The sequence below is a fragment of the Gilliamella sp. B3801 genome (assembly GCF_026536645.1).
Classification (GTDB): domain Bacteria; phylum Pseudomonadota; class Gammaproteobacteria; order Enterobacterales; family Orbaceae; genus Gilliamella; species Gilliamella apicola_I.
Genome location: NZ_JAFNNR010000002.1, coordinates 184,714 through 198,185 on the forward strand (window position 1 = coordinate 184,714; position 13,472 = coordinate 198,185).

Below are 13,472 nucleotides of genomic sequence, written 5' to 3' on the forward strand. Positions count from 1 at the left end.
TAGATATAAATTTTTATAATTTATACAAAGCTTTTTATTAATTTAAACTTAATACTATTTTATGCCCAATAATATCTAACTACATGAAAAAAAACAGGCGCTGCAAAACAGATTGAATCAAAACGATCAAGTACACCACCATGTCCGCCAATTAGGTTACCCCAATCTTTTACCCCCCTATCACGCTTTATGGCAGACATAACTAATCCGCCAAAAAATCCTAGCAAGGTGATCATGAGTGAAATTAAACCAGCTTGAATAAAACTAAATGGCGTAATCCAAAACAGACAACTACCAATAAAACTGGCTGTAACTATGCCACCAATAAATCCTTCCACTGTTTTGGATGGTGATAGATTAGGGCTAATTTTATGTTTACCAAATAATTTACCAAAGACATACTGCAAAACATCTGACATTTGAACAACTAACACCAAAAAAGCAATAAGTAATAAATTTCGGTCGTGATAGTTATCAATTTGGAGTGACAATAAGGCAGGTACACAAGAGATATTATATACGGTGATGACTAATCCCCATTGTACTTCGGCCGTTCTGTCTAAGAATTTAAATGAGGATCCAGTAATTGTGGCTAAAATCGATAAAATTAAAAAACCGTATACTGGAATGAATATGCTAAATAGACCATACCATGAAACAGCGACTAAAATATATTGCGCTGGCAACGCTATTCCGAAAGCAAATATTAAAACGTAATAATCATCTCGGCTAATACTGGTCAGATTAAGAAACTCTCGTAATGCTAAACCCGATACCACGAAAAATAAAAAAATGACGGCTAATTTTCCGATCAAAAAAGCAGTACCTAAAATCGCCACCATGACCCACCATGCATTAATGCGAGTATTTAAATTATCAATAACACGATTAGGGGATCGAATTCGATGTTTTAACGTGAGTCCAATTAACGAAGCAACGATTAAAAATAGAGTAACGCCCAAAAATAACAATAAAGTATGGTATTGATAGTTAGACATCTATTTCCTCAAACTGCTGATTTTTTAATACGTTAAAAATGAATGTTGAAATCATTTTACAATAAATTATAAATAATACGACTGGCAAATCCGCCTATAAAGAGTAAAAGTTGTATCATCACTGTCACTATTTGAATTTTGAAAAGTCGTAATGTCCCTTTTTCGCGCTCATACATTGTTCGAGATTTAGAAAAATCAGATTTAATTAAACCTAATTTTACAAGCGCATGATCTAACTCTTTCAACACTATTGAGGGTTCATGGATATATGGCGTCAAATATTCAAAAAGTTTGATATCGAAAGTAGTCCTAAGTGCATAATATTGACTTATTAAACCTAAAATAAAAACAAAAAAACAGATTAAACTTATCAGATTTGAATCATTAATTGCCAGATAAATAAAGCCAATGACCAACGCAGAAATTGTTAATAACCCAGAAAAAATATTAATTTGCTTACTCAAAGAAAGCAAACTACACAATGTCACAATTTGAGTTTGATTGGTGTGAAACTGTTTTCTATTATGTTCAGATTTCAGCATGTAGATTTCTGCTCCATTCTGTTAATATTAACCGTTGTCTAGTTGAAATAATAATATTACGCCGACATAGTCTTACCTTAGCTATCGCATCATCAACATTCTTGGCTCGATGAGTCCACAACAACCACGCGATAACTGCTGTCGCACTTCTTGAATAGCCTAATGCACAGCAAACTAACAATCGACCTTGCAGTCGATATTGTTCAATGATTTCAGCCGTCATTTGACATTGCGCTTGCGTGAGCGGTGTCATATCCAAAATGGGCATTAGCGTATAGTTACCTTTAAATCGACCTATCGGCAGTTCTGCACATAAATCAACAATAGATGTAAATTGATTGTGTTTCAGATAGTACGTTGAAGGAATTCTACCTAAATGAACGTTATCCTCAATGAAATTGTTTGGATGGTGCCTAATCGTCCATAAACGTGAATTAATCCACATAATGATAAAATAAGGCAAATATAATAAAATAACGACGAGTGAAAAATGCCCATTAGATTGTTTTTGATATCCTTTTGCACCTATCAATAAATAATTAAGCGCGACCAACAAAAATGCCCCAGAAAGCCAAAATAACCAAAGTCCCCAACCCTTCATATAAATGGCCAAACTCATGGTTAACAGAGTTAAACAATAATAAATAAAAGCCCAACGGTACTGTTTTGATAAAGACGTGAATTTTAATGGCGATATTCCATTATTAGGCCATAACCAAATACACAAACAACCTACCCATACACCTGTTGGGATATCAAAAAAATGATGTTGCCAGGTTGTTAATACCGATAGCGCAATTAACAAACACCAAATATGCAAAATATTACGGAAAAAAGTCTGAAAATAATTAGCATAGAACTGCCATAAAATAATAAGTAATGTGATATGTAATGATGGGGCTTGATTAAAAGGTTTATCAAATCCCATAAGAAAATCAAAAAGTAAACCAAAAAATCCGTCCATAGCTGGACGATCAAAACTGAATTTAAGTGGGAAAAGAAGAAAACAACAGACACAAATAATTTGTGCGGTTAATAATCTAAAGCAAAGTATTTTTAATGACTGATTCGATTTTGCTAGTAATATAGCAAGTCCATACATTAAATCTATCGACCAATAGGGCACAATCGTCCATGACCAAAGTGGTATGAGCGTTTCCCAATCAAAAACAATGCTACTGACATCATTACGTTCAGCTGTGAATGCATTGCTAAAATTGTAACTAGCAAAGAAGAATACCGTTAACCCGATAAGCCATAAACATTTGTTAATGTTTAATTGAATAAAACACTGCTTCATCATAACATTAATCAATTAATCAATGCGCTGAGCTAATGACACCGTAAAAATCCCCCACTGATCAATACGCATTGTGACTTTTCGAAAGCCTGCTGCCATGACAAGTTGATCCATTTCAAGCTGTGTCCGTCTGCGCATTATCCATGGTTGCCCGTCACGATGTGAAGTTAATGCTCGGGCAATAAACTCAAGTTGAGGATGCCAAGGTTGATTGGTATAAATTAAATATCCACCTTTGGGGATAGCATCCGCTAAACCCGATAAAGACTCACGTAATAATGAATTATCACTAAACAATTCATACAAACCAGAAACGACAGCTAATGTTGGTTTAGGCGATAGGTCAGCTAACTGCTGTCTGTTAAAAGCATCGCCCTTTTCAAACTGAACAAGGTGACTCAAGCCTAATTCAGTAATCAAATTTTGACCATCACGAATATTAATATCGCTATAATCTCTAAGGAGTACTGAATCAGGTTTCTTGGCTAATTGATTAATAGTCTCAAGAATATAACGTCCATGACCTGCTGCTATATCAACAATATTGACGATATTATCGTGTTTTTGTAATTGCGATATGGCTAATTTTAATAATTCTTCAAGATGTATTTTACGTTGCCGAATTCCTCGCCAACCCATTGATTGCAAATAAATATAGTCAAAAAACTGACCTAATTTTGAACTTCCTGAAGGTTGATTACGATAAACATAATCCAATGTACTACCTGAGTCGAACCCAGTTTCAACTCCAAGTTTGATACCATCAGAAATTTTACTGGCATATTTTAAATTAGCTTTAATGAATTTCCAGTATAGAGGTTTAACTATTCCCTTAACAGGCAATGATAAATTATCGGCTTCTTGCTTAGTGTAACCAACAAGATCTGCGTTAACCAAAGAAGGAATATTCGGTTGATTTGCAAAGCACCCTATAATAAAACGCCTTGCTCTTTCAATAGCGATATGGCGTTCTTGTTCACCAAACGTGTCATGATAAAAATTAGGCAAAATATGAAATTCTTTTTGAGTGGTACCTAAATTTTCATAAAACTGTTTCTGAGGTTTGCTTCTGACAACAAAATCAGAACCAGAAACAAGTATTTGAGTTGGCACTGTTATTGCATTAGCATCTTTAACAATACGATCAGCTACAGAATATAAATCAAGTAGCAATCTGACTGAAATTGGTCGAGTGATTAATGGATCTTGATTAAATGATTCTGCTCGTTGTTTGTCATGAGTCAATAATCCAGATTTAACGTAACTATTAACAAAAAAATTACCTTTCAGATTATATAATAATTTTAAACCAGGCACTGCCAAAGGAACATAAAGTTTTACACGAAAAGCAGGCGCTCCTAGTACTAAGGCTCGAATATTAGGGGTATAGTCATGTACCCATGCACTTGCAATGACGGCACCCACACTTTGTGCAATTATTGCAATATCTTGTTGTCTTAAACTATATTCTTGGGTAATGTGTTCAATAAAAGCATTCGCATCCTTGATCAACGTGGCAAAATTGGGGGCATCGCCTCGTTCACCTTCTGATTGTCCATTACCTCGGGCATCCCATGCGAAAATTTGAAAATTAGGTAATTCAAGTTCGTCGGCAAGATGCGCTATTCGACCAGAATGTTCATGTCCTCGATGAAAAAGCACAATCGCTTGTTTGGGTTGAATATCGCCATCTATTGCCGGCCAATAGCGATAAAATATTTGGCATCCATCATGGCTTGTGAATGTTTTTTGTTGCTGTTGACGCATCGACAACTCCTTGTTAAATTTTAGCTTCTTGCAAACCTTTTCGAATTCGATTCACAGTCGTCCATATGAGTAAAAAAATAATTATCCCTAATAACGCATTTATCCAATTCAATGGTAACAAACCGGTAGCAATACCTAAACTGATTAAGCTAAAAATAAAAGCTCTATCGCTTTTTCCCATTGGACCGTCATACCGTCTGGATGCACCAATTAGTAACCCTAAAACACCACTATATTCAGTTAAAAAAGACAGTAACACAATCAATATCACTAAACCAGTATTGACACTTGGCACCTGAATAAATACTAATAATAGCGCACAATCGGAAATAACATCCGTTATTTCATTTAAATATGCGCCCAAATTAGATTTTTGATGATACTCTCGTGCTAACATGCCATCAATGGCATTGAGCGCCATTCGAATAAACATCCATATTGGAATTAAGAAAAATAGCCAAAGATATTCAATAAAATAACTCACAATCAAGGCGATAAAAATAGAGCCCATACAAGCGAATAAGGTGACCTGATTAGCGGTAATGTTCGCATTATAGAATTTCTCAACGCAGGGACGAAGTAACGATTGAAATCGGGATTTTAATTGATAAATTGATAACACAAACAATCCTTTTATAAATTACTCTTTATTACTATGACTTACACTGAATCGTCATGTACTTAAACATTTAAACAATCCGTTGTAACTGTGTATACTTTAATGAACTTACCATAAAATGCAAACGATTAAGCACATTTACTTCGCCTGCACCATCATCAAAGTCTAAATAGAGTAAGTTGAGTTTTGGGTTAAGATCTCGCATTCGTTTTTCAACACCTTTAGATACAACATGATTTGCAATACATCCAAACGGTTGCAGGCTAATAACATTGTTAATTCCCTGTTCAGCAAATGTCATAATGCCAGCAGGAATCAACCAACCTTCACCATATTGATTCGCCAGATTTAAGATTTCTTCAGCCTTTTTAGACATATCGCGAATATTATGGAAAGGTTGATAATACTTAAATTGGGACAAAATTTTATTTGTTTTATCAATATACCGATATGCAATCTTTTCAAAAAAGGACATTAGATAAGAGATATAACTCTTTGATGAGAGATAATTATTGACATTACTATCATAATTAACAAAACATTGCGCAAAAAACTCAATCATTGGTGGAATAACCGGTTCAATACCCTGCTCGACTAGCCATTCAACACTGTGTTGATTACCAAAACTATTATATTTAACGTAAATTTCGCCCACTATACCAATTTGTGGACAATCTTTATGGTGTGTTTCAATTTGATTAAAGTGTAGAACGGCTTGCGTTAATAGTTCGAAGATGGCCTTTTTACCTTGCTTTTGTTGAATAAGTTGTTGCAATTTATGCATATAAAGCGCTTTAAGCTGATCAGCTTGTTGTTTAACTTTCGCTCTTGGCGCAATGGCGTAATACATTTTTGATAGTGAATCAGCAAAAAGCATCGCAAAAAAAGTTATCGGTAATGTTTTAAACCAATTTAGCTTAAAGCCAGGTTGTTCTATTTCATTAATATTTCCAGTACTAAGTGAAATAATGGGAATATCTTCAAAACCATTACTGATCATCGCTTTCTTGATCAACGATAAATAACTACTCGCTCGACATTGTCCACCCGTTTGAGTTATCCCTATTGCCACATCATTACGGTCATATTTACCTGAACGCAATGCTTTAATAATATCCCCAACAATAATTGTTGCTGGATAACAGATTTCGTTATTGCAGTATTTTAATCCCCATTCGACTGAACGCTTATCTGGTTTAGGTAATGTTTCCAGTTTATAACCCGATAACGCAAAAATTGGCGTTAAAAGCGGAGAATAAAAATCGGAGATAAACGGTGCTAAAATGGTTCGACGTTGTTTATCTTGCTTGCTAAAAATAGCCGTTTTTTTACGTTCATCTGTTTTTAACGGTTGCTGATGATTCATTCGTATCGATTCAATAATGGAACGTAAACGTAATCTGACAGAACCCGTTGCGGTAATTTCGTCAACACGAATTATCGTACCGGTTTTACCTTTTGATTCTAAAATTGCTTTACACTCATCGGTAACAATAGCATCAGGCCCGCAACCAAATGAATTAAGTTGAACAAATTGGATATTATTGGGTTGCTCTGCAACGAATGAAGCGGCAGCATATAAACGATTCGGGTAGTTCCATTGAGAACAAATTTGAAGTTCTGGCGGTAACTGGCTAATGCCACCTAATACAGAATCTTCAGTAATCACATCACAACCAAGCGCATTTAAGATTTCAGGTGTTTTATGGTTTATTAAACTATCACTATGATAAGGCCGTCCTGCTAAAATAAATACATATCGCCCTGTTTGTTTGGCATTATCTAATACTTCAATCGCTTTGTTGTAAAGATTCTGTTTAAACTGGGACTGTGCCATTAATGCTGCCGAAAAGGCGTTATCAATGACTTTTTTCGCTATACCTAATGACCGTAAATATTGAACACAACTTTTTTTGAGTAACTTCACATCCGTGAAATTCATCACAGGATAATCAATCGGAATACCATATTTTAATTCTGGATTGATAGCACTATGTATGACTTCTGCATAACTACTCACAATAGGACAATTATAACTATTTACTGCATTATCAAACTGTGATGATTCAAATACGACCATAGGCATAAAAATACGATCCACTTTTTGACCAACTAATTCCATAATATGCCCATGTGCTAATTTAGCAGGAAAACAGATACTATCAGACATCACTGTACCTGCTCCTTGTTCATAAATTTTATGGGTCGAATAAGGTGAAAGTATTACGTTGATACCACTTTGAGTCAATAACGTATGCCAAAAAGGAAAATTTTCATATTGTCCAAGAACACGAGGTATGCCTATATTAATTTTTGCTTGAGGATTTTCGACAGTGATTCGATCAAACAAGAGCGCGTTTTTATAATCAAACATGTTAAAGGCATGATTATCTTTATATTGATTATTACTTAAGAAACGTTCACATTTATTACCAGAATAATATTTTTGCCCATTGGCAAAACGGTAGATCATAATATCACAATTATTTTCGCACCCCTTACAGCGAGAAGGTTTCGCTTTGTTATCTTCAGCTTTTGCTAAGTTATCCAGCCCAATAAATTGTGAAGGTGTATTATTTTCAACAAAATGATTTTTTGCCACTAAAGCAGAGCCATAGGCGCCCATTAATTCAGGGATATTTGAGCTGGTGATTTGCGCACCGGTTAATTGTTCTAAGGCTCGAAAAACAGCAGGATTCTTAAAAGTTCCACCTTGCACGACGATATTATTACCTAATTTACGCATATCGTGCAGTTTAAGCACTTTATGAATTGCATTTTTAATCACTGAAAACGCAAGTCCAGCCGAAATATCCCCCATGGTGGCATTTTCGCGAAGGGCTTGTTTAACTTTAGAGTTCATAAACACAGTACAGCGTGTACCTAAATCACAAGGATGAGTTGATTGACAGGCCGCATCGGCGAAATCAATGGTATTTGAATTTAATGATTTAGCAAAAGTTTCAATGAATGAACCACACCCTGATGAACAAGCTTCATTAAGTTCGATATGATTAACCACACCATTGGCAATAAAAATGGCTTTCATATCTTGACCACCGATATCCATGATAAAACTGACATTTGGATCAATATGCTTTGCTGCGGCAAAATGCGCCATCGTTTCAACTAAACCATCATCAATACCAAATGCGGCTTTTAATAACTCTTCTCCATAACCGGTGACACCCGTCCGCAAAATCACAATATCTTTATTGGATGTCTCAATTTCTTTTTTTAATTGAGATAATCCTTTAATCAGTGCACTAATTGAATGACCGTTATTGGGGGCATAATAAGTAAACAGTAGTTCATCATCTTCACTAATTAACGTAATTTTGGTTGTCGTTGAACCACTATCTATGCCCAAAAAAGCATTTTGCTTTTTATAATCTGCGATATTTAATCGAGGAATATCGATATATTTTCGTCTTTTTTTCCAGTCATCAAATGATAAGGCTTCATTAAAAAGAGGAGATAATCGAAAAGATTGATTCACTGCAATTTTTGTTGAAGCATTTAATTTCTCGATAAAACTATTAATTGAAAGTTCAGCACGTTCAATCGGATGAATTGCCGCCCCCCAAGCAGACAACAATGTTGGATAAGGCGTTTCAACTAGCTGATCTTCACCTAATTTCAACGTATTAAGCGCTGCTTTACCTAAGGTTGGAATAAAGGAAAATGGCCCACCAATTAACATCACTTTAGGAACGATATCATAACCACGTGCTAAGGTATTAACGAGTTGAATACAAACAGCATGTAAAACAGAATAGGCGATATTTTCTTTTGAGACATTACGACTAATGAGATTTTGGACATCGGTTTTGGCAAAAACGCCACAACGAGAAGCAATCGGAAAGATTTTGTCATGATGTTGAGCGAGTTGATCAAATTGTTGAACAGGCGTGTTTAATAGCGTTGCCATTTGATCGATAAATGCCCCTGTCCCACCTGCACAGCTACCGTTCATTCGAATATCGGGAGGACGATCGGGAAAGAAGAAAATCATCTTACTATCTTCACCGCCAATATCAATTAAGGTTCTGACTTCGGGATAGTTGCGCTGCACAACTTCAGATGCCGCCACCACTTCTTGGATAAAAGGAATATGGGCTTTTTCAGATATTCCCATACCAGCCGAACCCGTTACCTTGACGGATAGACAAATATTATTACCTAACTTCTGTTTAATTTCATTAAGTAAATCGAGGACTGTCGCCACAATATGTGTATTATGACGAACGTAATTGGTATAAACAAAATTGTCAAACTCATCAAGTACAACACATTTCGCTGTTGTGGAACCCACATCTAAACCAAATTTAAATAATTTTGACATAAGCAGCACATAATCCCCAAAGCATCCATTACTTTTTTTATCGATATAATCAATATCGCTTTATTTTTTATGTGTAATAATTATAGCCGAATCTTATTTTTTTTTAATCAATTTGGTTAAAAAATATTTTGTTTTAAAGTTGCGTTTTTAAAATCCTATTAAATTAATTTCTATCAGAGAAAATAGTTAGCTAAAACCATTTTTAATAGGGTGAACTAACTATTTTTTTGTATCTTTTATGAGGATAATAATATGTATTAATTCATTTTTTCTAATCCCTGCTTAGCGATCGCAATAACATTTTTTAAATCGACGCCTTGCGCTTTAGCAGCAAAAATACAACCACAATAACATTGTCGATAGACATCATATTCTTTGCAAAGCTCGATAGAACGTTTATAACCATTATTTTTTTTAAAATCAGAAGGTAGATAATTCACCGAAAAAATTTCTTGAATTTCAAAACCCAGTTGATTGATTTTCTGGCTATTTTTTTTAGGACTTAACGTCAATGCACTAGCAAAATAATCGTATCCCAATTCTTGCGCTTTAATCGCTGCCAAATCTAAGCGCATTTTATAGCAGAGATGACAACGCTCTCCTCCTTCGGGCTCATCACGCAAATGCCCAACTTGTTTAACAAACTCTGCCGGTTGGTAAGGTGCTTCTAAAAACTGGACATTATGCCCTGTTTTCAGGTTAAAATCGTTGATGAATTTTTGTTGAACCAGACTACGGTGTTCATATTCAACTCTTGGATGAATATTCGAATTGGCAAAATAGATAGTAATATCAGCATACTGCGCCAAATACTCTAAAACATAGGTACTACATGGTGCACAGCAACTATGAATCAATAATTTAGGGCGAACTGCTTCGTGCTGCCAATCTGCGATGACTTCTTGTAAAACAGAATCGTAATTGATTTTGTTATGAGGATTTAATTTTTCCAGTATATTTTTAGCATTAATTAACATGATGACTCGTTTATAATTTTGATGATTAAAGTCTTTTTAAGCTGCGCTATGATATAGCGATAAACGCAACCATTCAAGCTTAGCATGTAATTTTTTATACTGAAACAAAGGTAATAACTAAAACTTTTTGATAATCTAATTATTACGTCAATAGCGTGCTTTTACTCAATAGTCATTAAACCTGAAGTTTATTCAATCATCTAACCTTGTTCATTGATTAACTTATTAAAACAAACTGTTATACTGATTAATTATTCATCTCAAAATCGATATCAATAATATTAGTGCCCTGACACTTTAGAAAATAAGTTTATAATAATTACCCCAAACATGATAAATCCCATACCGATTACAGCCGCTAAGTCCAAAGTTTGTTTCATAAAGATCCAAGCAATCAAACTAATAAGCACAATACCAATTCCTGACCAAATCGCATAAGCAATACCTACGGGAATGGTTTTTAATGCTAAGGAAAGAATATAAAATGATGCGCTATAACCAACAATTGTAATAATAGAATAAATAAGATGGGTAAACCCATTCGATAATTTTAATGAAGATGTAGCGATAACTTCACAAATAATAGCGAAAAAAAGATAAAGATATGCATTCATAATAATACCTATAGTCATTTGAAAAACAAATTTATTGGTTAAGTTTAAAACCTTAACGTTCTGATGTTTTATTAACCTATCACACCTTAATCAATAATATTAAAGCTTAATTATGGTTTCATTTCATCATGCTAATTTGAACAAACAGGTAAACTTGAAAGCTATCAAAGCTAGAAAATTATTAAAAAGGAATATTAAATGGTGGGTTGTGAGGGGATCGAACCCGCGACCAATTGATTAAGGGTGTCGAGTTCTTGAAAATCAAGAAACCATTAAATAAATATAAATCAATAAACTATAGACAATAATCGCTCCCGAAAATGTAAAGCTTTTAACATTATTTTAGTTTATTTTATATTATTTACGACACAAATATGCCACACTCCAAACTATCCTATCAATAACCATTTCGAATTCCCTTATTAATTTTATCACCGCACCAACAAAATATCATTTACATTTACATTACAAAACCGTTTGTGACCTCTCCGCATGTATAATATCAAACAAAAATTTATTACACAATATAGTAAATTTTGACATATCTGAAAACAAATAGTTGTTATTTATGAATAAATTATTGCTAATCAATTCAATCAAATATATATATTTAACAATCGACGATATTTTAAATTATATTAGTGAAAAGTTAATTAATGAGAACATTTGTTATAAAGTTGAATAGAGCGATTGACAGATAGAATAGAATTACTAATTTATGTAAAAAATTAAAAATGGATTTTGAGATTTTAACAGCAATTGATGGGCGTGAATTAGATGAAAATTTTATACGTGCCAACGTTTACGATTATAAAAATTGTTTTTTGACGAATGGAGAAATCGGTTGCGCTCTGAGTTATATAGGGGTGTAAAGAGAAATTATAAAAACGGAGGTTGCCATATTCGCTAATTATTGAGGACGATGCTATCCTCGATAATAGAGTTTTGGATTTTATAAGTGCATTTGAAAAAACAAAAAACGGGATGTTTTTACAGACTGATGACGTTGAGTATGCAAAAAATAAAAAGATAAAACTCGGCGAGTTTAATGTTTTCCCAATATCCAAGGGAGGTTCGCACAACCGGCTATATTATCATGCTAAAAACCGCTCAAAAAATGGTTGATTTTCTAATGCCAATCAGATACGGGGCAGATATGTTTGAAATTTTCAGAACCAGCGGTGACGTAAAAATTTACGTCACGTCACCCTGCCACATCTAATTGAAACCAATGATCGCGATAAGAATGATTCCTCACTAAAGGAGGAGAGCAAATTGGTTGTTGCTAATCGAAAATTATCGACAAAAATTATATAACATAGAAAAAAGACCCAAAATGCATTTTATTTTTTCGATACTGCAAATATTTTCAAAAAAACCAAAATATCGTCATTACCACCAGTACTAAACGCTAATCAGGCGGGTACGTGAATCAATATCAACACTATTAACGTCAATACACGTTAATAGTATTCGGTATTTTTCCACGATTTCAATTATGTAACCTTATCACCCACGGACATTTCGAGATCAATTGTATCCTGTAAAAACTCAATTTTTTTGTTAGTAATGTCATTTAATTTTTGTTTTTCAGGTTATTTTCGGCGATAATCCGTTCGGCTATTAAAACAAAAATCTACGGCAACGGGCTGGCCTTGTTTTTCCGGCTGTATAACGCATTTTGCTGTTTGCTACTTAAATAGTTTTTTGTGATATTCAGCCGTAATTTCGATTGCGTTTTTAGGTATTTTGCTGATATTAAAATCATTGAATTCGTTGTGATATAAATGATAAAAAATAGTCATGTTACCTCCTAATAACCACAATTTTGACTGAAGAATTTGTGTAATTATTGCCAGTTTTACCACAAACTCGTACAAATGATGTCGAGTTTCTGGATTGCACTCGCTATGTGGCACCCACTGTACGCGTTGCTAGCTAGCGCAAAATAAAAAAACAGTTGATAACGTCATAGGGAGAGCTATAACCGTTCCTACTGGATAGACCAATCGGCATCATTATTATTTACTATTTGATGCATCGCTTCGCGGGTATCAAACATGAAAACTTTTCAGCGAGGAATTAGTTTTAAGAATCAATAAATTACCAGCAATGAAATGCTAGTTCTTACAAGACGCGCCAGAGAATCAATTATTATCGGCGATAACATTGTGTTTACGGTTATTTCAACGAACGGATGTTATTCGCGAATCGGGATAGACGCCCCAACAGACGTCCCTATTCTAAGGGATAGTCCTAAAAATAAACAACCATCTAATTCGATCGCGGAGAAATAAAATGGAAAAACTA

The 13,472-nt window shown here is 34.3% G+C and carries 10 protein-coding genes; 2 read left to right on the forward strand and 8 right to left on the reverse strand.

Going from position 1 to position 13,472, the window contains the following annotated elements; genetic code table 11:
• Positions 1-59: 59 nt before the first annotated feature.
• From J3U14_RS02285 to J3U14_RS02320, 8 genes are all read right to left on the reverse strand, one after another.
• Positions 60-998 carry a phosphatidate cytidylyltransferase gene (locus tag J3U14_RS02285; RefSeq protein WP_267350790.1) on the reverse strand — a complete coding sequence of 313 codons (939 nt, stop codon included), beginning with the start codon at positions 996-998 and terminating at the stop codon, positions 60-62.
• 56 nt (positions 999-1,054) lie between these two features.
• Entirely contained in the window at positions 1,055-1,540 is a 486-nt protein-coding gene (locus tag J3U14_RS02290) for a hypothetical protein (RefSeq protein WP_267350789.1), read from the reverse strand.
• Positions 1,527-2,843 (reverse strand): phosphatase PAP2/dual specificity phosphatase family protein, encoded by a 1,317-nt coding sequence (locus tag J3U14_RS02295; protein ID WP_267350788.1) that lies wholly within the window; start codon positions 2,841-2,843, stop codon positions 1,527-1,529. Before J3U14_RS02295 ends, J3U14_RS02290 begins: the two co-directional genes overlap by 14 nt.
• Before the next feature lie 12 nt (positions 2,844-2,855).
• On the reverse strand, positions 2,856-4,607 hold the full coding sequence (locus J3U14_RS02300; RefSeq protein ID WP_267350787.1) for a bifunctional alpha/beta hydrolase/class I SAM-dependent methyltransferase: 1,752 nt from the start codon (positions 4,605-4,607) through the stop codon (positions 2,856-2,858).
• A gap of 13 nt (positions 4,608-4,620) precedes the next feature.
• Positions 4,621-5,229 carry a CDP-alcohol phosphatidyltransferase family protein gene (locus J3U14_RS02305; protein WP_267350786.1) on the reverse strand — a complete coding sequence of 203 codons (609 nt, stop codon included), beginning with the start codon at positions 5,227-5,229 and terminating at the stop codon, positions 4,621-4,623.
• A gap of 67 nt (positions 5,230-5,296) precedes the next feature.
• Positions 5,297-9,571 carry an acyl-CoA dehydratase activase-related protein gene (locus J3U14_RS02310; protein WP_267350785.1) on the reverse strand — a complete coding sequence of 1,425 codons (4,275 nt, stop codon included), beginning with the start codon at positions 9,569-9,571 and terminating at the stop codon, positions 5,297-5,299.
• A gap of 257 nt (positions 9,572-9,828) precedes the next feature.
• Complete coding sequence (locus J3U14_RS02315; RefSeq protein ID WP_267350784.1) at positions 9,829-10,548, reverse strand: epoxyqueuosine reductase QueH; 720 nt, start codon at positions 10,546-10,548, stop codon at positions 9,829-9,831.
• Positions 10,549-10,829: 281 nt separating this feature from the next.
• Positions 10,830-11,162 (reverse strand): DMT family transporter, encoded by a 333-nt coding sequence (locus J3U14_RS02320; RefSeq protein WP_065558273.1) that lies wholly within the window; start codon positions 11,160-11,162, stop codon positions 10,830-10,832.
• 707 nt (positions 11,163-11,869) lie between these two features.
• Between J3U14_RS02320 and J3U14_RS11700 the strand changes: the two genes are divergently transcribed.
• Together J3U14_RS11700 and J3U14_RS11670 are read left to right on the forward strand one after the other, a co-directional pair.
• Positions 11,870-12,034 carry a glycosyltransferase family 25 protein gene (locus J3U14_RS11700; RefSeq protein WP_416380144.1) on the forward strand — a complete coding sequence of 55 codons (165 nt, stop codon included), beginning with the start codon at positions 11,870-11,872 and terminating at the stop codon, positions 12,032-12,034.
• A gap of 1,245 nt (positions 12,035-13,279) precedes the next feature.
• On the forward strand, positions 13,280-13,459 hold the full coding sequence (locus J3U14_RS11670; RefSeq protein WP_324169809.1) for a carbon storage regulator: 180 nt from the start codon (positions 13,280-13,282) through the stop codon (positions 13,457-13,459).
• Positions 13,460-13,472 lie beyond the last annotated feature (13 nt).